This window comes from Paenibacillus sp. FSL R10-2199 (assembly GCF_038000235.1).
Lineage (GTDB): Bacteria > Bacillota > Bacilli > Paenibacillales > Paenibacillaceae > Paenibacillus_AQ > Paenibacillus_AQ phytohabitans.
In genome coordinates, this window is the sequence record NZ_JBBOBO010000001.1 from 1,507,297 (window position 1) to 1,530,736 (window position 23,440).

General features: G+C 48.5%; 16 protein-coding genes. All 16 read left to right on the forward strand.

The genetic code is table 11. The annotated features are described in order from the left end of the window. Positions 1 to 135: 135 nt before the first annotated feature. The 16 genes from NYE33_RS06640 to NYE33_RS06715 all read left to right on the forward strand — a co-directional run bounded on the left by NYE33_RS06640 (position 136) and on the right by NYE33_RS06715 (position 23,429). Positions 136 to 477 carry a hypothetical protein gene (locus tag NYE33_RS06640; protein ID WP_042140234.1) on the forward strand — a complete coding sequence of 114 codons (342 nt, stop codon included), beginning with the start codon at positions 136 to 138 and terminating at the stop codon, positions 475 to 477. 584 nt (positions 478 to 1,061) lie between these two features. After that, a complete protein-coding gene (locus NYE33_RS06645; RefSeq protein WP_341065190.1) occupies positions 1,062 to 3,884 on the forward strand; it encodes a hypothetical protein in 2,823 nt (940 codons plus the stop codon). A 462-nt stretch (positions 3,885 to 4,346) separates the two neighbouring features. Continuing rightward, complete coding sequence (ltrA, locus tag NYE33_RS06650; RefSeq protein WP_081969899.1) at positions 4,347 to 5,738, forward strand: group II intron reverse transcriptase/maturase; 1,392 nt, start codon at positions 4,347 to 4,349, stop codon at positions 5,736 to 5,738. Positions 5,739 to 5,850: 112 nt separating this feature from the next. Continuing rightward, on the forward strand, positions 5,851 to 6,420 hold the full coding sequence (locus NYE33_RS06655) for a hypothetical protein (RefSeq protein ID WP_341065191.1): 570 nt from the start codon (positions 5,851 to 5,853) through the stop codon (positions 6,418 to 6,420). A gap of 191 nt (positions 6,421 to 6,611) precedes the next feature. Next, positions 6,612 to 6,884 (forward strand): alpha/beta-type small acid-soluble spore protein, encoded by a 273-nt coding sequence (locus NYE33_RS06660; RefSeq protein ID WP_039303766.1) that lies wholly within the window; start codon positions 6,612 to 6,614, stop codon positions 6,882 to 6,884. Between the two features lie 203 nt (positions 6,885 to 7,087). Then, positions 7,088 to 8,290, forward strand: a complete 1,203-nt coding sequence (metK, locus tag NYE33_RS06665; protein WP_076246382.1) for a methionine adenosyltransferase — start codon at positions 7,088 to 7,090, stop codon at positions 8,288 to 8,290. 196 nt (positions 8,291 to 8,486) lie between these two features. Then, a complete protein-coding gene (locus NYE33_RS06670; RefSeq protein WP_341065192.1) occupies positions 8,487 to 12,521 on the forward strand; it encodes an Ig-like domain-containing protein in 4,035 nt (1,344 codons plus the stop codon). 251 nt (positions 12,522 to 12,772) lie between these two features. Further along, on the forward strand, positions 12,773 to 15,490 hold the full coding sequence (locus NYE33_RS06675; protein WP_341068612.1) for a stalk domain-containing protein: 2,718 nt from the start codon (positions 12,773 to 12,775) through the stop codon (positions 15,488 to 15,490). Between the two features lie 57 nt (positions 15,491 to 15,547). After that, positions 15,548 to 16,705, forward strand: a complete 1,158-nt coding sequence (locus NYE33_RS06680) for a sensor histidine kinase (protein ID WP_042141753.1) — start codon at positions 15,548 to 15,550, stop codon at positions 16,703 to 16,705. Between the two features lie 4 nt (positions 16,706 to 16,709). Continuing rightward, complete coding sequence (locus tag NYE33_RS06685) at positions 16,710 to 17,432, forward strand: response regulator (protein WP_039303779.1); 723 nt, start codon at positions 16,710 to 16,712, stop codon at positions 17,430 to 17,432. Positions 17,433 to 17,752: 320 nt separating this feature from the next. Next, on the forward strand, positions 17,753 to 18,196 hold the full coding sequence (locus NYE33_RS06690; protein ID WP_052422137.1) for a hypothetical protein: 444 nt from the start codon (positions 17,753 to 17,755) through the stop codon (positions 18,194 to 18,196). A 501-nt stretch (positions 18,197 to 18,697) separates the two neighbouring features. After that, the gene (locus NYE33_RS06695; RefSeq protein ID WP_445669804.1) at positions 18,698 to 21,028 is read left to right on the forward strand and encodes a helicase-related protein; all 2,331 of its coding nucleotides are present in this window, start codon (positions 18,698 to 18,700) and stop codon (positions 21,026 to 21,028) included. Between the two features lie 62 nt (positions 21,029 to 21,090). Continuing rightward, positions 21,091 to 21,972 (forward strand): ComF family protein, encoded by an 882-nt coding sequence (locus tag NYE33_RS06700; RefSeq protein ID WP_341065196.1) that lies wholly within the window; start codon positions 21,091 to 21,093, stop codon positions 21,970 to 21,972. 142 nt (positions 21,973 to 22,114) lie between these two features. Continuing rightward, the gene (locus NYE33_RS06705) at positions 22,115 to 22,522 is read left to right on the forward strand and encodes a TIGR03826 family flagellar region protein (RefSeq protein ID WP_042218081.1); all 408 of its coding nucleotides are present in this window, start codon (positions 22,115 to 22,117) and stop codon (positions 22,520 to 22,522) included. A gap of 106 nt (positions 22,523 to 22,628) precedes the next feature. Continuing rightward, the gene (flgM, locus tag NYE33_RS06710; RefSeq protein WP_341065199.1) at positions 22,629 to 22,916 is read left to right on the forward strand and encodes a flagellar biosynthesis anti-sigma factor FlgM; all 288 of its coding nucleotides are present in this window, start codon (positions 22,629 to 22,631) and stop codon (positions 22,914 to 22,916) included. Positions 22,917 to 22,928: 12 nt separating this feature from the next. After that, entirely contained in the window at positions 22,929 to 23,429 is a 501-nt protein-coding gene (locus NYE33_RS06715) for a flagellar protein FlgN (RefSeq protein WP_039302665.1), read from the forward strand. Positions 23,430 to 23,440: the final 11 nt, after the last annotated feature.

Sequence of the window (23,440 nt, forward strand, 5' to 3'; positions counted from 1 at the left end):
ACTCCCTGTTTGCGGGAAAGAGGCTTCTCTTTTGCATTTTCCATATACAAATCTTTGAATTGTGGGTTACTTTGCGTTACAATGGCCTAAGAAGCTGTAAGTACAACATTTAAAGCAAGAAGGAGAAAGCCATCGATGAAACCGATTTTATCAAAAGCACAATTGGATTACATGAAAGCAAAGAATATGTTTGAGAATAGAGCTAAGGTTATGGAAAAGGAAATTGCAGCTAAACGGGCGCTGCAGGAGATCACTCAGGAAGTAATGGAAGAACTTGTTCAATCTACAGGATTCCATGACGCCTATAATGAGCTGGTCATTTCCGAGAATGCCTTGATCGAATGGTCCCATACCACAATCAAACATGAGAAGAGCTACCGCGAGAACCGCGCAGCGATCGATGCTATGTATGAGAATGTGAACGCTAGTCCTGAGAAGCGTCAGGAATTGATACAGCTTTCCATGAAGATCCGATAGACCCTTTTGTATAGAAACCGTGAAACAGGCTGCCGGCATACGCTCGGTAGCCTGTTTTTATGTTCATTATTAGATAAATGCATTAGATAAATGCGTTTGTACTATATAAATATGGGTAACTATTATTAACTCATTGAGCTTCTGTATTAGGAAATGTTTGTTTATTATCTTAACAAATATTGCTTAATGACGTTTGGAAAGTGTCTATGCTATACTGATTCCCGTAGCCACCCAACATTAACAATAGTTAGTAGAACATACATATTGTATCTTCTATCGGAACGGGGCCGGGATACAAAAGAAAAAAGTTTTTTTTGAACAAAGCGCAACTTTCTCGAAACTATTGCGTTTAAGGTGTAGAGTCACTTGCACAAGGCAAATGCGGATTGACCCTTAGAGGTACAACGTATTGCCGAATGGAAAAATTAGCTTTACGTGACTAGAGGCACATTGTATAATACTTAGGTAGAATTAGGAATCTAGTATTACTATGCCTTGAAGCTGTTTACAAGTTTCTGTGATACCCGTCACAGACATTATTTATACTTAATATGCTCAACTCGGGAAAGGGGGTGCATCGGCTAATGAGTGACATGAGCTACCCAACTAAAGAAAAATCTCAGTTCATGAACGTCCAAGGAGGAGAAAAAAAGGTTATGAAGAAAATTTTATCCGTAGCATTATCTACAGCAATGGCATTCTCGATGTTTGCCTCTGTAGCATTTGGTGAAACAGCAAAAGCAACTCCACAACAGGCATTTGATGCTTTGGCAGCTAAAGGTATTCTCAATGGGTACCCAGACGGTCAAGCTCATCTTGAAAAAGACTTGACTCGCGCAGAATTCGCTAAGATCGTTACTAAATTGTTCGGTCTTACTGAAGTAACTGGCAAGTTGTCTTACAAAGATAAAGGTTACACAGCTACTAACTGGGCTGTTCCTTACATCGAAGCTGTTACTGCAGCTAACTTGATGCAAGGTAAAGATACTGTTAAAGGTCTTTTCGACTACAACGGTAAAGTAACGGTTGAAGAAGTAGCGGCTGTATTGTTCCGCGCTTTGAAACTGGAACAACCTACAACAACTGATAACTCCGCTTCTGTATGGGCTAAGGGCTATGCTCAAGCAGTTATCAACGCTGGTCTGGTTGCTCAAACAACTAACTTCAAAGCTAACGCTACTCGCTCTTTGGTAGTAGAAACAGCTTATGCAGTTGATCAAATGTCCGTAAAACCTACATTGACTGTAGCTTCTGCTGAAGCAGTAAGCCCAACCAAAGTAGTTGTAACTTTCTCTGACAAAACAACTGCAGACGTTGAATTGACAACTGCTCTGGTAGCAGGCGTTGAAACTACAATTAACTTCAAGCATCTTGAAAAAGACTACACTGCAAAAGTAACGCTGCAAGCGCCTAAGGTTGTTTCTGCAACAGCTCCAAACGCTAAGCAAGTGGTAGTTAAATTCAACCGCGCTGTTGATGTTGATACACTGGCTGAATCCAGCAAAGTTATCGACGGCGTTGTGAAAGTAACTAAGGTAGGAAGCAAGGATGATGAAGTTTCCAACGCTTATGTAACTTTCAGTGCTGATAATACAGAAGCTACTATTACTCTTCCAGGTGTTAAGGCACTTAAAGGCAACTACACAGTTGTAGTAAGCGATGCTGTTAAAACTACAGCTGGCGAAGCTATCCCAGCATTCACCACTTTGCTGACTGTGGCTGATACTGTTGCCCCAACTGTTGCTTCTGTTACTTCTTCTGCTAAAGCAACTACTAAAGATGTTTATGTAACTTTCAGCGAACCAGTTAAAACTACTGGTATCGTGGCTTACGTAAATGGTTCTGCTGCTTCCACAACTGTCCAGAATGATACTTACACGGAATTCAAATTGAGTGGAGTAACATTGGATAGCGGAAAAACTTATGACGTATCCCTGCTTAATGTAACTGACTTTGCAGGTAACGTAGCTACACCAAACCCAATCAAAACAACTGTAACTGTTGTATCCGATGTTGCTGCTCCTGTAATCAAGAGCGTAACAGCTGTGAGCGACAAGTTCATTGAAGTTGAGTTTGACAAGAATGTTGACCGCGCATCTTTGGTGGGTAATGTTCGTCTCCTGAATGCTGTTGGTGAAAGCCAAGGTACATTCAGCGTGATTACTACTGCTAACGGCAAAAAGTTCACTCTGCAGAGTCCTTTGACTAGCTTCCCATCCACTGGTACTTTCACTGGATCCGTTGTATTCGGAGCAACTGTTAAGGATACACTCGGTAACACACTGGGAACTGCTTCGAGTCAAGCGATCACTTTCACTAAGGATACTGTAGCTCCTACAGTTACTGGTGTTACTTACACAACTTCTGGTACTGTTAAAGGCATTAAATTGACATTCTCCGAAGATGTTGTAAATAGTGGAGTTGGTTCTGTAGTTCTGATCAACAACAAAACTGGTCAATCTACTTCGATTGCTAACACTACAAGCGGTAGCGGCAAATCGTTCATCTTGACTGCTGTCAATGTAGAAGCAGGTGAATACACTGTGCGTCTGCCAGAAGGACTCTTCAAAGATAAATCCTTCTCTGCTAACAAACTTGCTGCAACTGTATTGGCGGTGACTATTGGATCGGCAACTACTGATGGCGATGCTCCAGTGTTGTTTAACAATGGCATTGTAATCAATGACAGTGCAAAAGCTGCTGTAACTGATACAGTTTACGGTGATGCTACTGTTACTGTTGACCTTAAAGATGCAAGCGGTCTGAACACTGCATCTGTATTGGATATTAACAGCTATACTTTGGATGATAAGGCATTGCCTGCTGGTTCTTATGTAACAATCCAGACTCTTACAGATGCTGGTGTTGTAACTACTCCTTCATCCAGTCCGAAGTTTGCTCGTGCAACAATTCATATCCCTAGCTCTTCTGTCACAGAAACTAAGGCTGATTACAAGTTCGTAGTTAATGGTGTTACTGATACATCCGGTAACCCTATCGAAGCAGTTAGCAAAACTGGTAAATTGACTAGCAGAACTAGCCCGCTTCTTACTTCGGCAGTAGTTTCCAGCGGCAACTCTTATGAGCTGATCCTTGGATTCTCTAAAGAAATTACAGTGCTGAATGATCAGGATCTGCAATTCTACATCAACAATGATGTTGCGGCTTCCAATGTTATCAATCAAGCTAACTACACAGTAACTAAGATTGTTAACGGATCGGATAAAGGCAAATGGTCGGTTACTTTCTTGAAGAAAGCTATCGATCCTAACGCAGCAGCTACGGATACTTTGGATCTGAATTCCAATGATGTTAACAGAATCATCGTTAAAATTGCTGGAACAGCAACTGCTCACGATGGTGATGGCAACATCATCACTGACGGTACTGAAATTTCCGCTAAGTAATCTCCGATTACCGAAGCAAAGAATAGCCTCTTCGGAGGCTATTCTTTTTTTAGTACGCCCAGCATGGGCGTCATCTTTAGGGTGAAAGTCCCGAACGGGGGCTGGCGAGCGCCTACCGTTAGCCAAGGGCAAGGGTGTCCACCGTGAGGTGGAATCTGAAGGAAGCCGGAGGCAAAAGCACGGGCCAAGGTACACGAACTGGATTTGAGGCTGTGTCAGTCGGATGAGTCACCTAAACATGACGAAATCCAAAGCCGCCAAGGGCTGGCGCGGTATACTCCAGTGGTCGCGGGCAGACAGATGACGTTCTTATCTGGGGAGACCTGTCAGATAAGCAAGAAAAAAAACTTGTAACCGTAGCTGAGAGGCTGCGCTGAACTGGCAGGAGTCAGCAGAAGCCATAGTACGTAAGCTGTTGCAACAATTTACGGAAGGGCTGAACCGAAAGGAGAGAGGAAAGCGATGCGTTCGCATGAAGAGCAACGACAGCAGAATATCTCGCAAGGGAGCTTGCGGCAAAGAGAAGCGGTGAAGCCGTCAGGGTATGCCGGAGCGCCGAGTTCTTCGTCGGCACAAGTCGTCCCTTCCTCTCGCGAAGACCAGAACAACTTGCTGGAGCAAATGCTCAAAGGAGATAACCTTCGACTCGCTTACAAACGAGTGGTGCAAAATGGAGGAGCGCCCGGTGTGGACGGTGTAACGGTAGCGAATCTACAAGTTTACCTGAATACGCACTGGGCATCGGTGAAAACTGAACTTCTGACGGGAACTTACAGACCTGCGCCAGTCAAACGGGTGGAAATCCCCAAACCTGGAGGCGGTGTACGGCAGCTAGGCATCCCGACTGTGATGGACCGTTTCCTCCAGCAAGCACTTTTACAAGTCATGAACCCGATCTTTGACGCACAATTCTCGTGGTACAGCTACGGCTTTCGGCCGGGGAAGAGCGCGCATGACGCCGTTAAACAAGCCCAAAGATATATCCAAGGCGGCCTCAGATGGGTCGTGGATTTGGATCTGGAGAAATTCTTTGACAAGGTAAACCACGACATGCTAATGGCAAGAGTGGCGCGGAAAGTGGAGGACAAAAGAGTGCTGACGCTAATCCGTGCTTACTTAAACGCCGGAGTTATGGTGGATGGAAAATGGGAGCGTAGCCGGGAGGGAACGCCACAAGGCGGTCCGCTTAGTCCGCTTCTAGCAAACATTCTATTGGATGATCTGGACAAGGAACTGACCGGGCGAGGTTTGCGATTCGTACGCTACGCGGACGACTGTAATATCTTTGTGGCGAGTAAACGAGCAGGCGAGCGTGTCATGGAATCGGTAAGTCGGTTTGTAGAAGGAAAGCTAAAACTGAAAGTAAACGGGGAGAAAAGTGCGGTAGCGAGACCTTGGCACCGAAAGTTCTTAGGATTCAGTTTCCTGAGCCAGAAACAGGCAACGATTCGGATTGCTCCGAAGAGTCTCGCAGCTTTTAAAGGGAGAATTCGAGAGCTAACGAAACGTACCTGGTCCATTTCCATGGAAGAAAGGATTTACCGACTGAACCGCTATCTGATGGGTTGGCTCGGTTATTTCCGTCTAGCCTCGGCGAAGACACACTTCCAAACACTGGACCAGTGGATTCGGAGGAGACTTCGAATGTGTCTGTGGAAACAGTGGAAACGAGTACGTACACGAATCCGCGAGCTTCGAGCACTCGGGGTTCCAAAGTGGGCTTGTTTTAAGATGGCCAACTCGCGGCGAGGCGCGTGGGAAATGTCCCGGAACACGAATAACGCCCTTTCGACTTCCTATTGGGAAGCAAAAGGGCTGAAGAGTTTACTTTCACGCTATCTGGAACTTTGTTAACCTTTTGGAACCGCCGTATGCGGACCCGCATGTACGGTGGTGTGAGAGGACGGGGGCTTGCCGCCCCCTCCTACTCGATTAGCCATTTATCACGAGTGGAGGAGGAATTTAGTTGAAAACGTTTTGGAAAGTCTCGATGTCTGCGTTACTGTTAGCTGGTGGCCTATGGGCAGGTTCGATGCTTAATATTACAGCTGAAGGTGCCGGTGTAGGTTCACAGCCAGGTACAGCAGATGATCCTGTTGTCACCAAGAGTTATGTAGATCAACAGATTCAAAAAGCTTTGCAAGGTGGGACCATTACTACACCAACGCAAGCTCCAAGTGCAACTGCAACTAATGAGCCTGCCGCAACTACAGCTCCGACACCTGCACCAACTCAAAGTACCGGAAATACCGGAACTGCTGGGAATGCGAGCGAAATCGTTGATGTAAAACCCGGACAGACTCTAATTGCCGGTGCAGGTGCAGAATTTATTGTCCGCGCAGGTAAGGCGATTATTTATTCCCAGGATGCTAACGGTGTCGCTGATCTGACAGATGGTGTAGATCTGGCAAACGGCGCGGCTGCTCCAACGAATCACCTGTTATCTTTCCCAAGGGATGGACGTGGAATCACGGTCCAGAACGGTCAGACACTAGGTCTTGTTGTTATGGTCCGCGGTTCATACACTTTGAAATAAGCATTTGCACATCGCATTGGTAAGCAGTAAAATGATGTTTTCCTTCCTATATTAAGAATGCCCTGTAATATGCATGAACATACACCCGGAACTCATTCCCACAGCTGACAAACATTGATCGGACTGAGGCCTCTGGAATTCGCACACAATACTACCTGTAATCTTAAAAAATTCACAGGAGGTGCTGTAACATGGCACGCACTAATCGTACAGTTGTACCAGAGAGCCGGGCAATGCTGAAACAAATGCAATATGAGATCGCTTCTGAATTTGGATTATATGGAGCATCATATGGCGGTGGCATGGATACGGAATTTGCTTCTGAGCTGGGAATGACGGGCGGGGCCGGTGCAACCGGTGGTACTCCGTATCTGGGACACCTTACTTCCAGAGATAATGGATCTGTAGGCGGGGAAATTACAAAGAGGTTGATCAAACAGGCGGAGCAGTCTCTTTTCGCATAAGCTGCCTTCAATTGACAGCAACCGGTAAATAAGATAATATGACTTTTGAGGAAAGCCTTAGACCTTTTCCATGTGGAAAAGGTTCATTTTTTGAATAAACCGGCTTATCAGTCTTTATTATTCTACTTAATATATTTGGCCTGTTAATTACTAAGGTGCCCCCTTATACAGTGTCAGACTAACAATATGGGAGGTAGTTGTACATGTCTATTAAAGGGCGTCATTTGTTTACTTCTGAGTCTGTAACAGAGGGACATCCGGATAAAATCTGTGACCAGATATCCGATGCGGTACTCGATGCATTTCTTGCTAACGATCCCAATGCCCGGGTAGCCTGCGAGGTAGCCGTAGCAACAGGCCTCGTGCTTGTTATTGGGGAGATCAGCACCAAGTCCGAATATGTGGATATCCCGGCAATTGTACGTAATACGATTAAGGAAATCGGCTATACCCGTGCAAAATATGGTTTTGATTTTAACACTTGTGCAGTGCTTAGTTCATTAAATGAGCAGTCTGCTGACATCGCCCAAGGGGTAAATGCAGCTCTGGAGAATCGGGATCCTGACCTTGTAGCTGAAGAAACGGCTAACATTGGTGCTGGTGACCAAGGGTTAATGTTTGGTTTTGCTACTAATGAAACTCCTGAACTTATGCCGCTTCCGATTGCTTTGTCGCACCGGATTGCCCGTCGTTTGGCGGAGGTTCGTAAGAATGGAACTCTTGAGTATCTGCGCCCGGATGGCAAGACTCAGGTAACAATTGAATATCAGGATGAGAGACCGGTTCGTGTAGATACAATCGTTGTTTCCACGCAGCATGCGGAAGAAATTTCTCTTGAGCAAATTCAGGCGGACATTAAAGAACATGTTATTCTGCCTGTTGTCCCGGCTGAGCTACTCGATGAAGCTACTAAATATTTCATTAATCCGACAGGCCGCTTTGTGATTGGTGGTCCTCAGGGTGACGCCGGTCTGACCGGGCGCAAAATCATCGTTGATACATATGGCGGGTATGCGCGTCATGGCGGCGGTGCATTCTCCGGTAAGGATCCAACCAAAGTAGACCGTTCTGCAGCTTATGCTGCACGTTATGTAGCGAAGAATCTGGTTGCTGCAGGCCTTGCTGACAAATGTGAAATTCAACTGGCTTATGCGATTGGTGTAGCTAATCCTGTCTCGATCAATGTAGATACATACGGAACAGGCAAAATCAGTGAAGAGAAGCTGGCGAATCTTATCAGCAGCAACTTCGATCTTCGTCCGGCAGGCATCATCTCCATGCTGGATTTGCGTAAGCCTATTTATAGACAGACCGCAGCGTATGGACATTTTGGCCGTACAGATATTGACCTTCCTTGGGAACGTGTCGACAAAGCAGATATGTTGAAAGCCCAGGCAGGGATCTAAGAATATAATTTAACTATGCCCGTACAAGCCCCTTCTTTGAAGTGAGGAGGTCTGTACGGGCTTTTTGTGCCTTCTTATAAGCGAGGGGATGATGCCCGTGCTGCTTGAGGCTATCTTCTAAACTTTGGAAGCCCTTTAACCGAAATATAACAGTATAGAAGAAATGCTCGAGTGGCTGAAAGGAGCTTTATTAAGAATGAACAAGAAATTATCAATAGGGACGGCTATTATCATTGCAGGCAATCTGCTGTTTGGTCTGGGCAGTCCGGCTATCGGTGTACATACATCTGCGGTATATGCCGCTTCGGAGTTCGGAATAACAACATCTCCAGTTAATGGTGCTGCTTTTGTGAATGTAGGGGCTTCTTTGGGACTTAAATTTGACCGTCAGGTTATTCCGCAAACGGGGAAAATCACAATTACAGAGCAGGACTCCGGAACAATGTTTACGGAAATTGCTATTGGCAGTTCAGGATTGATCGGCAATTCTACTAATTACGAAATCAAATTAGGCTCCAGCTTGAAGTTTGCGCCTTATAAGACATACAGCGTGAGTGTACCTAAGGGGCTGTTCAAAGATAGCTCAGGTAATGAATCGGCGCTAACCAGCTGGACTTTCACAACGGCTGGAGAGAGTAATCCGGCTATTGTAGCAAGCAGTTTGTTCCCTGCGAACAATTCTAGGGTGGAATCCGGAGCATTAACTCAGTTGAGTCTGCGCTTAGCTGGAGTCCTTACAGGAGGAGGTGGTTCGGTCAGGCTGATCTCTTCTGCGGATAACTCTGTAATACAGGAATTTCTCATCAGGGACGGAGAGCCCAAAGTAGGGCTGTTGAGCGATGCCACTTCCACTACTGTTACATTGACTCTGGCCAATAAGCTTCCAGCAGGCGGAAATTATTATGTGCTTATCGATTCTTACGCGTTCAAAGATGCCAATAATACTAATTTTCCGGGAATATCGAGCGGTAACGGCTGGAGCTTCTCCACGACCGGCAGCGGAACAATTTCAGCATCCACTGCCCCGGCAAATGCTTCATTTGGTGCATCGGCAAGCGGGGCAATCAAACTGTACTTTGACCGTCCGATGAGTCCGGCAGCCGGAACGATTTCTGTCTCACCAGGTACTCAGGATGACTCCAGAACGAGATGGATTAATGTCAACTCGACGAGCGTCACTGGCGGGGGAAGTTCGACGATTACACTGCTGCCAGCCTCGGCGACCTCGCCACTGTTGAATGGTACGTTGTATACAGTTACAATTCCGCAAGGGGCTTTTTATGATCAGGATGGGCATATATTTCCGGCTGCGAGTTCGTATTCATGGACGTTTACAACGGCTTCACTTACAAGTTTGTCGGCAACTGCTATATCGCCAGCAGACCGGAGTGAGTCGGTAGAATTATCTAAGTCGATCACAATTAGCTTTAACAAGGAGGCGGTCTATAATAGCGCCGTCACTAATGGAGTTGTTCTATACAAAAGCAATGGAACAAAAGTGGCGGCAGCTGTCCAGCAAGGAGCTACAGCCAAGGACTTCATTATTAAACCAACCGCTACTCTCGAATCAGATACTATTTATTATATAGATATCGCTAAGGGGGCATTTACGGATGCGGGAGACCCCAGCTCACAATATGAGGGATTGAGCGGTACAAAATCATGGAGTTTCCGCACTGTGTCTGTGGATAAAACGGCTCCGCTGCTTACGGGTGCAACGCTGGATAATAACCGGACGATCCGCTTGAAATATAATGAGACGCTCAATTCATCCATAGCTTTGCTGGCATCCAGTTTCACGGTCAGTGTGAATGATGAGAATCGTACTGTAGATAGCGCTTATGTTCAGGGCGACAGTGTCTATCTTACTCTTAGTACAGGGATAGCCGTAGGGCAGAATGTCAAAATAAGCTATACTGGCGGAGTGCGGACCATCCAGGATACCAGCGGCAATGCAGCAGTAACCTTTTCTGCACTGCAAATAACCAACAGTATAGAATCGTCACTTCCTACACCTAAGGAAGGCAGAATTACAGGCAAAACGGTGACACTGACCTTCAATGATACGCTCAAAACAGTATCTTCTTATGCCCGGGAACAGTTTATAGTAACATCTGAAGGATATTCGCTCGGAGTGGATTCAATCAGATCTAGTGGTAACACTGTATATATAACGACCGGATCGGAAGCTGGAAATGGCGACGTCGTAAGGGTATCTTACTATGCAGGCTCGTATCCACTGCTCAACTCGCTGGGACAGAATATTGCAGACTTCTCTGAGTTTAATATCCGAAACAGCAATGATAGTGTTGCTCCAGTATTTCAGCATGCGACGGGAAGCGGAACTAAGCTTGTGCTGACTTATAACGAAGGCCTGGCAGAGAGCAATCTGCCGATGAACAGCCAGTTTTCAGTGCTGGTAGGAGGTACTCCTAACTATGTCACCAACGTGGCAGTGAGCGGAAGTAGTGTGAAATTAACGCTTCAGAGCAGCCTGGTTATTGGGCAGACGGTGACAGTCTCCTATGTACCTGGCCTTAAAGGCATAACCGATCTTAACGGCAACCGTGCAGCCTATGTTGATCTTAAACCAGTCGAACTTAGCGATATCGTAGTATCGGAAATCAGCAGTGCAACGGTGTCAGGGAATGAGCTTACACTAACTTTTGCCCAAAGCATGCTGACTTCTTCAGTGCTTAGCACCTCCCAGTTTGCAGTTCGAGTGAATGGGACAAGTATGTTAGTGCAAAGCTATACTCTAACAGGGACAGTGCTCAAGCTGGTGCTTTCCGGTTCTGTGACGAGCGGACAGACGGTCGATCTTTCTTATACCTCAGGTACATCTTTTATTAGAGATCTCAATGGAAATGCGCTGGCTTCCTTCTCGCTGCTGCCGGTGAAGAACCTTACTGGAGTTACGACCGTAACAACGGACGGTAACCGGCCGTCCTATCTGGGTACGCTGGAGGCAAGTGAATTTGGAGAAGCGGTTCCTCTGCTCAAAAGCGATTCTTCGGTGATAGCGGCAGATCATTCCATCTACAGCCAAAATGTCAAAAGATACAGTCTTAATGCGGAGAGATTAGCTGCCAGTTATACTTTTTTAAATACACAAGGGACAGCCGCTCTGCTATTTGAGGTGCCTTCGACAGAATTAGCTGCTTATGTTACGGTACCTCTGCAGCCGTTAATGGATGCGCTCAATCGCAACAAGGCTTCGAAATTTGGTATACGCTACGGGGATCAGATCTTTAGTGTTGATCTCGGAAAGGTAGATTTGAACGGAATTGTGGCCAGTCTCAATACAACTGGCAGTAATATCTCGCTTATCTATCGTATAGAGAAAATGCCATCAGAGGCTTTTGCCCCATTTGCCCAAAGACTGCAAACTCAGGGTCTTACAAGTATAACCCCTCTTGCTGATCTTCGTTTGGCAGCATCGGTGACGGGTAATTATAGCAACGAGAATGCTCTTAGTTTACCCGGGAAATATTCGGTGAGAACGACAACACCTAATAATAGTGAGCAGACTTCTGTAGCCAGATTGGATCTTTCCTATTACGATGCCGCTTATCTTCCTACAACAAGTATTACTAAAGGGACTTATACGGTCATGCGTGCTTTGACCAGCGGGAATCAGATTGTGGGAGCATTCACGTCTACGCGCTCTTTTACAGATATGGGTACACACTGGAGTAATACAGCTGTAGCGGAACTGGCAGCCAAGAATATTATCGATAATAGCTATGGAAGCCAGTTTAAACCGGAGCAAGCTATAACCCGTAGTGAATTTGCTGTTATGCTGAGTAGAGGGCTGGGGCTGTTAGGGGATAGCGGGACAGCGCAGCGTTTCACGGACGTGCAGTCGTCCAGCCAAACGGGCGATTACATCGGTGCAGCAGCGAAGGCCGGTATTATAACGGGCAACACAGACGGGACCTTCCGTGCGGGGGATAAGATCACCCGTGAGCAAATGGCAATTATGATGGTGAGGGCAATGGAGTATACAGGACAGCCTATAACGCTTAGCGCATCGGTTATGGATACCCTCAGTCCGTTTAAGGATAGGGCGAAAATTCTAAGCCAGAGTACGGAATTCGTAGCCAAAGCGGTCAAAGCAGGAATTATCCAGGGGATAAGCACCACGCAATTTCAGCCGCAAGGCAACGCTACCAGAGGACAGGCTGCTGTAATGCTGCATCGGATGCTGAAGATGGCAGTTTATATGTAAGTGAACTTTATACAATAATGGAGCATCCGGCACAATGTGCCGGGTGCTTTTTTGCGCGGCTGCTTGAGGTCTGGTATGACTCGGTATAGTCTGAAATCCCTTCTGGTAATCTCTTTAATTCGCAACTTTTCAGCCGGAAATCAGTCTATTAAAGATGTAGCCTAAAATAGGAACTGATATCCAGATATTGATAGTGAGATTGAAGAGTACAAAATAGATGGGAGAGTAACGCTGAAATGAATGAGCTTTTCATGGGGAAAAAGAGTAAAGAGCAAGTAAACAAAAGTCAATGGTCTCCTGCTAAAAAGTGGATCGCGGCATCAATAGCAGGTGTAATATGGATCATGCCGGTTATCGGAAATGAAGGCATCGGATGGTTAAGCTCAAATTCCGCTTCAGTAGCGCAAGCTGCTACAGCCTCCTTCTCAGTGACAAAGCTGAGCGAAGAAGTCATTACTTCAGGCGCGATGATGATGAAATATAAATTTACGACCGTGCGGTCCGGCAAAAGTGTAACAGGTCTGGCTGACGTGGTCCGGGTCGATCTGAATAACCCTTATGTGTCTGTAGATGTAATGACGGGCAAAGGCGGTAATCTGACTACGCGGCAAAGTACCGGAGGAATGGCGGCAGAAACTGGAGCAGTGGCTGCAGTTAATGGGGATTACTTCAATACCGGCGGGGAAGGTGCACCGATCGGCGGTCAAGTATCAGGCGGGGTTGTAGTATCTACACCTTCCCAGCTTGATGGAATGTATGCTTTTGCTGTGACCAAAGACCGTAAGCCGGTTATCGATGAATATACATTCGAAGGCATGCTGACTGCTGAGGATGGTTCACAGTTTCCGTTATCCGGTATCAATAAAGGGGCCTATAACCCTGAGGGCGGCAGTTCTACCTACAGTCATGCCAATGCCGCCTATATCTACACAGATGCCTGGACAGCGCTGGAGCGGCCTAAGAACAGCTCTACGACGCCTACAGAGGTACTGGTGGAGAATGATATCGTTACCCAGATTTCCCCTGATGCCGCCTTGCCGATAACCGTGCCTAAAGGGGCGTACATTCTGCGCACTCACGGGCTTGCAGCCCAATTTGTAAAAGCTCATCTGGTGGTAGGCCAGAAGCTAAGCAGTGTCTACACGCTTCGTTCCAAAACTACTCAGCAGGAGCTTGACCCTTCCACACTGCAGATGATGATCGGGGGGCATACCATTCTCGTTAATAACGGGAAAGCAGCGCCCTTCTCCCGCTCCACCAGCAGCATCGGCGGATATCGTGCCCGCACAGCTCTGGGTTATTCAGAGGATGGACGATATGTATATGTCATTGCAGCTGAGAAAAATAACAATAGTGCAGGACTGTCTCTGACGGAGCTGCAATCGTTCATGACCAATATCGGTGTCTGGAAAGGGATCAACCTGGACGGAGGGGGCTCTACAACGATGGTAGACCGTCCGCTTGCGGAAACCTCCACTACCCTTACCTTTAATACAGAGTACGGCACAGAGCAGCGCAGCATCGTTAACGGCGTTGGTGTATATACTTCTGCTCCACAAGGTGAAGTGAAAGGAATTAAGATCAGCGGCAGTTCTGTATTGTTAATCGGTCAAAAAGCTACGTATTCTCTAAAAGGCTATGATACTTACTACAATCCAATTGATGTAGCTGCAGCTAATCCTGCCTGGAGCTCTAGCGGCGGCAGTGTTACGGTGAATGCAGGGGAAGCAACCGCAGTCAAGGCGGGAACCGTTAACCTGAAGGCTACCAGCGGTTCGGCCAGTGCAGAGACCAAGGTAACCGTTCTGGGCGGAGATGACCTGACAAGTCTGACTTCAAGCACAACTACTGCGCCGCTTATAGCTGGAGCTTCCGTATCTGTTCCAGTTAATGCGGTGTCGAAGAGCGGGGCAACGATTGCCGTTCCGGCTGCATCGCTGAAATGGGAGTTTATCGGCTTTAAAGGGAATGTAGGTGACGGTAAGCTTACTGTCGAATCCGTGGATCCGGGGGTAACAACCGGATATGCCATTGCCCGTTATGACGGCTTCAGCACAGCTGTTGTGTTCTCTGCAGCGGCGTCAACGGCTTGGGAGAATTTCGAAAATGCCACGTATCCATTTGCCTTCACAACCAACGCGGCAGGGGTAACGGGTACGGCGGTAGTTGTCCCGGGCAGTGCGGAACGGGCTGGCTCGAAGGTATTGTCGCTTAGCTATGACATGACGGCTGGCACCGGTAAAATGTATGCTTATGCCCAGTTCAACGGGACAACAGGCAAGAGTATTCCGGCAACGGCAACGTCTATGTCCGTAGACGTGATGGGGGATATGAGTCTTAACTGGCTGCGTGCAGAGGTAACGGATGCCAGTGGGGCAACAGCGTATATTGATCTGGCCAAAGTGATCGACTGGAATGGCTGGAAGAACCTCAATATTGATCTTTCCGGTTCAGGGATTAAATTCCCAGCTTCCCTAAAGAGACTTTACGTGGTAAATGTAGAGGAAGGCCAGGACGAGCGGGCTAAGACCGGTACGGTAGCCTTTGATAATATTTCCTTCGTTATGCCTTCGCTGTCCAGTGAAGCCGGATTGCCTAAGGGAACGGCGTCCATGAGTATCGGAGCCAAGTCGATGCTTGTAAACGGCACAAAGCAGGCGATTGATGTAGCGCCGATTGTAAAGGATGGCAGCACGTATGTGCCGATTAAATATGTGCTTGATGCCTTTGGCGGGAATGCCATATGGGATCAGAATACCAAGAAGATCATGGTGCTTCGCGGAGCGAAAGCGCTGGATCTGACGGTAAACAAGAAGGAATTCCTGCTTAACGGGAAACGCCAGAGTGCTGATGTAGCACCTTTAATCCTGAATGGCAGGACTTTAGTACCGCTTAGACTCGTGACAGAACAGCTAGGACTCACTGTAAAATGGGAACAGATAACGAAGACCGTAACTATCGAATCGTGATATGTTAGTATAAAGGAAAGCCTTTAATACGATCCGATAGAAATGGGGCAAGCATCCGTGGAATTTCAAGCCGATGCGATTGATCGCGTCATTAAGAATACCATCGACGTGATGGAGAGCAGCAAGTATCAGATTTTTGAAATATTGCAGGTTGCACGTGATGAGCTTGCTGCACTCACCAAAGAACTGCAGCGGGTTATGGAAGAAACGGATGAAACATTGCAAAAGGTAGACAAGCTGGAGCTGCAGTACCACCGCTCCCGGATCCGGCTGACCGAGGTCAGCCGGGACTTTGTCCGCTACACGGAGAAGGATATCCGGGTTGCTTACGAGAAAGCGACGGAGCTTCAGTTAGAGCTGATGATGACGAGGGAGAGGGAAGCCTACCTGCGGAGCAGACGGGATGAGCTGCAAATGCGGGCTCGCAGTGTCGAAAATTCTGTGGAGCGGGCCGAATCGATTGGTTCGCAAATGAGCGTTGTCCTGGAATATCTGTCTGGAGAACTAGGCCAAGTGACGAGAATTGTCGAATCTGCGAAAAACACGCAAATGGTTGGACTCAAGATAATCCAGGCCCAGGAAGAAGAACGGAAGAGAATTGCCCGGGAAATTCACGATGGTCCTGCTCAAATGCTGGCAAATCTAGTCCTAAGGACGGAAATTGTAGAAAGAATGCTGGTAAAGCAGGAATTTGGGCTGGTACAAGCCGAAGTAATAGACTTAAAGGGACAGGTAAGGTACAGCCTGGAAGAAATGCGTAAAGTGATTTTTAATCTCCGTCCGATGGCCCTCGATGATCTAGGACTGATTCCGACACTCCGGAAATACGTGCATGATTATGAGGAGAAGACGAAGATCCGCACTTCTTTTGAAACAAGGGGGAAAGAGCACCGGCTGTCTTCAGCGATGGAGGCTGCAGTCTACCGTCTTGTTCAGGAAGCTTTGTCCAACGCGGCGAAGCATGCCTATCCAAGTTATGTTCTGGTGGAAATTACGTATCAGGCACAGTTAATTAAGATCGTAGTGAAAGACAATGGTTTAGGCTTCAATGTGAAAAAGATCAGTGAGCAAGCCAACCGTGAAAGCTTTGGGCTGGTGGGAATGCGTGAACGTGTGGAATTGCTGGAAGGTAGAGTGGAAATACAGTCAGCAGAGAACCAGGGCACAACAATCATAATTCACATTCCGACGAATGTGGACAAAGGAAAGGAGTAATGTGATGGAAAACCAGAATTCTGGAAAATCGCCCATAAAGGTTCTTTTGGCGGATGATCATCAGTTGTTTCGTGAAGGGCTTAAACGTATTTTGAATATGGAGGACGACATTGAAGTCATAGGTGAGTGCGGTGACGGCATCCAGGTGCTTGAATTCTGCAATATCAACAAGCCGGATATCGTGCTGATGGATATTAATATGCCTATTGAGAACGGTGTGGAGGCTACACAGAAGCTGCGGGAAATGTTCCCGGATGTTAAAGTGATTATCCTCTCGATCCATGATGACGAAAGTTACGTCTTCGAAACCCTGCGCAAGGGTGCGAATGGATATTTGCTGAAGGATATGGAGGCAGAGTCGCTTATTAATGCGATCCGCTCTGTATGTGAAGGCCATGCCTTCATTCATCCCAAGGTAACCGGCAAGCTGATCAATCAGCTGCGCCGCATGACGTATCTTAACGAGACAGGTGCCATGGCCGAGACTCCGGTTAAGGAAGCAGGCGTGAAATTTGTTGCAGGCGACAACAATCCGCTGACCCGCCGCGAAGCAGAAGTGCTGCGCCTTATGGCTGAAGGCAAGAGCAACAAGATGATTGGGGAATACCTTTTTATCAGCGAAAAAACAGTCAAAAACCATGTCAGCAGCATTCTGCAAAAGATGGAAGTCGACGACCGCACGCAGGCTGTCATCAATTCGATCAAATATGGCTGGGTAACATTATAATTCACACGTAAACTTTTAACTGAGCGTTTTGGAGAATCCTAATGATCCTTATAAAACGGTACATAACTTGATTGCAGCGGTCCAGCTGCAGTCAAAGTATTGTTTCAGTCCGCATGATATTCGAATTTTGCAAAATGCTGATTTAAATATGTACCCGAAACCGGAAGCTTTAATCTGTCTTCCTGCAGGAAGGCGGAAATTCTGTGCTTTGCGATATATAAAGAGTCAGAATAACCGGGTCATCTGTCCCGGGAGGCTGGGCTGTCACCGTCCCTTTATCACCGGCATATAGTGTCGGTATAAGAGGGAGGTGCATCTCCATGATCGCCCAGTTAATCTCGATTGTGTCTATCTATGCATCCGCAGCAGCCCTTGTTCATATTCTGCATCGCAGAGAAGAGAGCCGGGAGGCAATGCGGCCTGGAAAGCGGCTTCATTATATTCTGATCACCCGCAATCATGAAGCTGTTGTGGAATGGTATATCCGAATGCTCGCAGTTTATGCTTTTTGGATGGGCAGACCGCTGTATGTCACTTTGATGGATGATGGTTCCCTGGATGGAACGCTGGCGGTTGCCTCACGGTTAGACTGCAGCGGCTCGTCTATCAGGTTCGCCCCGATAATGCCGCACTACAAGACTCTTGGCGAAGCGGAACACCTGAAGGAAAACGTACTGGATCTGCGGACGCAGGAGCAGCCTTTTCCGCTGAAGATGATGCGGCTGCCGGGAAGCAGGGGATACGGATCGAAGCATGGCGAATGATAATTAAATATGTCGGCAACGGGTGAAGCACACTCTCCAGTAATGGGGGAGTGTGCTTTTTTGTGTTTGATGAGCAAACACGGATTGCTTAGTGGTTCAGCCGGACACCAAACTTAAGGCCAGCTGCTTTAGTTGTATTTCGTGCAGCTATTATTCAGATTTAGACAGGATATCTGGAGATAGCTGCACTTCGTACATTTATTATTGCGGACATGAGGCCAAACTGCGGTTTTCCCGGATTATAGTTGTACGAAATACACTTCAGTGGATAGATAGGCTGTTACAGCAATAAATAGTTGCAGTAACTGCAGTTAGGCTGTCTGCTGTTCAAGTACAGCTAAATCCAAACCTGACAGTGGCCGGAGTCTAAACATTTGCTGTAGTCACGGCTATCGCGGAGTAGAAAAATAAAAAGTTCAATTAATTTAGTGTGGATTCGGGGGGGATCGTAATCTATGGTCTCGGTGATGTGCCACTTTGAAGGAGAGAGGGAAGGAATTGATGAGAGTAGCAGTATATGCGGTAGAGCGCAATGCCGCTTGGGAGATCAGAATATCGCTAAACATGGCTGTGGACAGGTTATGGTGGAATGGTGAGGGAATGGGAGGCGAAGGCTGGGGCGGCGGGCAAGCGGACAGTCTGGTGCTGCTGTCACCATCGCTCCCGTTAGGCTGGGGGGTGAAGCTGAGGAAGGGCTTCAGAGCTTCACCGGCCATGACGCTATGGAAGAAGGAGGACTGGAAAAGGTATGTCGCCAATTGCTTGAAGGCTGAGATCAGGAAAGAACAGGAGGAGGGAGGTCTGCGGGAAGAGGAGTGGCTGACAGAAGGGGGTATCGCTTCAGAATCCATACTGGGCTGGACGGAAGGAGGTCTGAAGGAGACTGCACGTGTCGGGAACTATGCTCAGCCTGTAATGCCTAAGGATAGCTTGTACGGCTGGGATGACCTCGCTGCATTAGCGGCGGCGGCTAATCAGTTGGCAGGAGCGCTTGCCGGCCGTTCTCTGCTGCAGGGCGAAGCAGAAGCACTGGTGGCAGAGCGGCTGCCTGACCTGGCAGGAAATTGGTCTGCTGCAGTGCAGCTGGCGCATCTGCAGGGGCGGATAAGAATTGAGGCTGCAGTTGCTTATAATAACCGGGAGCAAGGCGGGGGAGTGTTGGGGGTGAGCAAGGCGAAGCAGAGCGGGAAAGAGACAGGGCGGATAGGCAGCCGGGAGCAAGGCGGGAGAGTGCTGGGGTGGAGGAGAAGCAAGGCGAAGCAGAGTGGGAAAGAGACGGAGCGGATATACAACCGGGAGCAAGGCGGGGGAGTGCCGGGGTGGAGGAGCAAGATGAAGCGGAGCGGGAAAGAGACGGAGCGGATAGGTAGCCGGGAGCAAGGCGGGGGAGTGCCGGGGTGGAGGAGCAAGATGAAGCAAAGCAGGAAAGAGACGGAGCGGATAGGTAGCCGGGAGCAAGGTGGAGGAGTGCTGGGGTGGAGAAGCAAGGTGAAGCAGAGTGTGCATGCGTTGGGGCGGGTGAGCAAGATGCTTGCCGGGGGGCGCGGCGCTGCCACCCGCCGCGGGGCACCACGCTGCCTGCGTTGCGGCAGCGTACCCACGGGCCGCACGGCCTGCGCCGCGTGCGGCCTTGCCGGCTGCGCCTATTGCGAGGCCTGCCTCGCACTCGGGCGCAGCCGGGCTTGCGCGCTGCTGCTGCGCAGCGCGCCGCTGCCTGCCGTGCGCTGCACGGCAGGCGTCTCCCCCACCGTAGCGGCACGCCGGTGGGGGCTTAGCGCAGCGCAGGCGGCTGCGGCCACCGCTGCGCTGGGGTTCCTGGCGGAGCCGCGGGAGCGCTCCGCCCCAAGAGGCCCAGAGCGTTTCTTGCTCTGGGCAGTGACGGGAGCGGGAAAGACGGAGATTACGTTCCCGCTCCTGGAGGCGGCGCTCGCAGCCGGAGGCCGTGCGCTAATCGCGTCGCCGCGGCGCGACGTCGTGCTGGAGCTGGCACCGCGTCTGGCCAAGGCCTTCCCGGCGGATACCCCCGCCGTGTTATATGGGGGCAGCGACGACCGCTGGAGCGCGAGCAACATAACGCTGGCTACAACCCATCAGCTGCTGCGGTTCAATCAAGCTTTTGACCTGGTCATCATCGATGAACTCGATGCTTTTCCCTATCACAATGATCCAATGCTGGCCTACGCTGCCGGGCAGGTTTGTAAGCCCTCTGGATCCTTCATTTTTCTCTCAGCCACACCACCGGCAGAATTACAGCGCCTCGCCCGTTCAGGAAAACTGCCGCATGCGAGAGTACCGGTCCGCTTCCACGGCCATCCCTTGCCGGTTCCATTGCATTTACATATGCCGCTGCTCCACCGTTGTTTGAAGCAGGGGAGACTCCCAATAAGTCTGATCCGTGCCTTGCGTAGATCTCTTGACCGCAAAGCACAGATTTTTCTCTTTGTCTCGCGGATTGCCCACATTGCAGGACTGCTGAAGCTTCTCCGGCGGCTTTTCCCCGGAATAGCTATGGAAGGAACCTCCTCCAAAGATCCGGATAGAGCAGAGAAGGTGCTGGAATTCCGCAATTGTACGATTTCACTCCTGGTAACGACGACAATTCTGGAGAGGGGAGTTACGGTTCCGCGAAGTGATGTATTTATTCTGGATGCGGACAGCAGTCTGTTTGACGAAGCTGCTCTGGTGCAGATGGCGGGCCGGGCAGGACGCTCCAAAGATGACACGGACGGCCACGTCGTATTCGCTTCCGCAGAGTGGAGCAAGTCACAGCGCAGAGCCATTTCACAGATTCGCAGCATGAACGCGATTGCCCATAGGCAGGGATACCTTTGAGATAAGAAGCCACCTACTCTTTTAGTCATAATAATGTGCACATCGCCTGGAGGAGCTTATAGATGAATTCCATAATGTCATGGATTAAAAAAGCCCAATTGTTAATCGCTCCTACCCTGCCTCAATGTCTGTTCTGTGGTAAAAGAGGCCGTCCTTCATCCGGGCTGCCCGGAATATGTATAAGCTGCCACACAGCGATCCCGTGGATCCGTTGTCCCCGGTGCCAGACCTGTGGTCGCCATGTCGGCTGTCCGGACTGCAGCCGCAGCCGCGAGCCTGTACCGATCCGCTGCAACCGCAGCGCGGTGGCCTATACAAGTGAGATGCGCGAGCTGCTGGGTCAGTACAAATACAGAGGGAATGAACGCTTGGCCCCCATACTGGGCCTGATGCTGGACAAGGCATATGCCATACTCCAACAAGAGCAGAGTGAACAACAACAAAATGCTACTCTACAAAGTAATTCTTCCCGCAGGCCTTTTTCAGCAGCAAAGTCAAACTATCTTCTTATTCACTCGGCCCTATGGCAAGCCGATTTGCTGGTCCCTGTACCTGTAAGCTCAGCCCGCCTGGCTGAAAGAGGGTTTAATCAGGCGGAGCAACTGGCAGAAGTATTATCTCTGCGTAGAGGAATTCCTCAGCTTCCGCTGCTGATTCGTACCCGGCATACCGGCAAACAGAGCTTCAAAAGCAGAAGTGAACGGCTGGCGGGCATGAAGCAGGTTTTTGCCGGAAATACAGATCCTAAGATTCTGCAAAGTCTGAAAGAACAAATGGATTCAATCGCTCCCCCGTTTCAGCAGCACCCCCTGCAGATCATTATTATCGATGATATCTACACCACTGGAAGCACAATACGGGCCTGCGCTGAAGCACTTCACCGGCTCATTGGTGATTTGGGCTATGCGGCGGAGATATACAGTCTGACATGGGCACGTTCTTAGCGGTTTCGGCCGTTCGAAAATTAAATTAAACCTGCTCTACAACCGATACTAATCATAGACGGAAGTTCAGCTATCATGTAATCTTATTAGCATAAGATATTTATAAGCTGTGCAGAATGTAAGGAAGGGAGCCGCGGTAGAAATGAATGTAGATAATTGTCCAAGATGCGGCCGGCTATATGTTAAGAATTTAATGAACCTGTGCCAGCCTTGTATCAAAGATTTAGAGCATGAATATGAAATTTGTGTAGACTACCTGCGCAAAAATAGAGGCACTAATATTCAGGAACTATCCGATGCCACGGAGATCTCCATTAAGGAAATCACCCGTTTTATTCGTGAGGGCCGGATTTCCATAGCGAACGCACCTAATATGATGTACCCTTGCGAAGTATGCGGAACCTTGATCCGGGACGGGCATATGTGCGACAGCTGCCGCAGCCGTTTGACTAAGGATCTGGCAAATGCTGCCAAGGAAACTGTGGACAAAAGCAGTACCAAAAAGACTTCTGATGCCGCATACCGCGCCGTCGACAAGTTCCGGAACTAATAAAATCTGCAAAAAAACGTTTGCAGCTATAAAGAATGTTTCAACAGAGGCCGATAAACTTAGTAAAGATTATCGGCTTTTTTATATCAGAAGGAAGGTGGAAGTTATGAAAATTAACGAGACCGGACGAATTAACGCGATGAACCCGTATCAACGGAGTGCGGAATCGCAAAGGCAGGAACAAATGAAGAAGAGCACACGCAAGGACGAGGTATCGATTTCGGATGAAGCCATTAAGCTGCTCCAGGCACAGAAAAGCGGCAAGGTTGACGCTGAACGTGCGAACAAGATCGAGAGCCTGAAACAGCAAGTATCCGCAGGTACCTACCAGGTTGACGCAGCTAAGCTCGCAGAGACACTCGCCCCCTACTTTAAGCAATCCTCCGAGAATTAGGTGAACACACCCATGGCACTTACGACATTATTAGAATTGCTAGAGCGGCTGGACGAAGCGCATGTACAGATGCTGGATTTGGCCGCTGTCAAGAAACAGACCATCATGGACAACAAGGTGGAGGGTCTCATCGACATCCTGAACCGTGAGTCCAAGCTTATGAAGGTGATCGGACAGCTGGAAGAGAAGCGTGCGGAAGCGGCATTCGTTTTTCTGCAGGGGGTTGGAATCCGTTCCAATCTGAATCTGAATCTTACCGAGCTGTCCCGCCTTGTATTTGATCCTGAGGACAAATCGCGCCTGCTGCATATCCAGCAGAAGCTTTCCGGCACATTGCAGCAATTGAAACTTGCCAATGAGCTGAATCAGAAGCTGATTGAGCAGTCGCTTACCTTTATAGATTATTCCCTGGATTTGCTTGTCGGAAGACCAAATCAGGAAATGACATACCATCATCCGTCCGACAAGGGCAGCAGTGTGACTCGGCCGGGCCTTTTTGATGCCCGCGGATAACCCGTTTATCC

Bases quoted from the DNA above. Each gene is read 5' to 3' on its own strand.
- NYE33_RS06640 (WP_042140234.1), top strand. From the start codon at position 136: ATGAAACCGATTTTATCAAAAGCACAATTGGATTACATGAAAGCAAAG.
- NYE33_RS06670 (WP_341065192.1), top strand. From the start codon at position 8,487: ATGAACAAGAAATTATCAATAGGGACGGCTATTATCATTGCAGGCAAT.
- NYE33_RS06690 (WP_052422137.1), top strand. From the start codon at position 17,753: ATGATCGCCCAGTTAATCTCGATTGTGTCTATCTATGCATCCGCAGCA.
- NYE33_RS06685 (WP_039303779.1), top strand. From the start codon at position 16,710: ATGGAAAACCAGAATTCTGGAAAATCGCCCATAAAGGTTCTTTTGGCG.
- NYE33_RS06660 (WP_039303766.1), top strand. From the start codon at position 6,612: ATGGCACGCACTAATCGTACAGTTGTACCAGAGAGCCGGGCAATGCTG.
- NYE33_RS06715 (WP_039302665.1), top strand. From the start codon at position 22,929: ATGGCACTTACGACATTATTAGAATTGCTAGAGCGGCTGGACGAAGCG.
- NYE33_RS06645 (WP_341065190.1), top strand. From the start codon at position 1,062: ATGAGTGACATGAGCTACCCAACTAAAGAAAAATCTCAGTTCATGAAC.
- metK (WP_076246382.1), top strand. From the start codon at position 7,088: ATGTCTATTAAAGGGCGTCATTTGTTTACTTCTGAGTCTGTAACAGAG.
- ltrA (WP_081969899.1), top strand. From the start codon at position 4,347: ATGCGTTCGCATGAAGAGCAACGACAGCAGAATATCTCGCAAGGGAGC.
- NYE33_RS06695 (WP_445669804.1), top strand. From the start codon at position 18,698: ATGAGAGTAGCAGTATATGCGGTAGAGCGCAATGCCGCTTGGGAGATC.
- NYE33_RS06705 (WP_042218081.1), top strand. From the start codon at position 22,115: ATGAATGTAGATAATTGTCCAAGATGCGGCCGGCTATATGTTAAGAAT.
- NYE33_RS06700 (WP_341065196.1), top strand. From the start codon at position 21,091: ATGAATTCCATAATGTCATGGATTAAAAAAGCCCAATTGTTAATCGCT.
- flgM (WP_341065199.1), top strand. From the start codon at position 22,629: ATGAAAATTAACGAGACCGGACGAATTAACGCGATGAACCCGTATCAA.
- NYE33_RS06675 (WP_341068612.1), top strand. From the start codon at position 12,773: ATGGGGAAAAAGAGTAAAGAGCAAGTAAACAAAAGTCAATGGTCTCCT.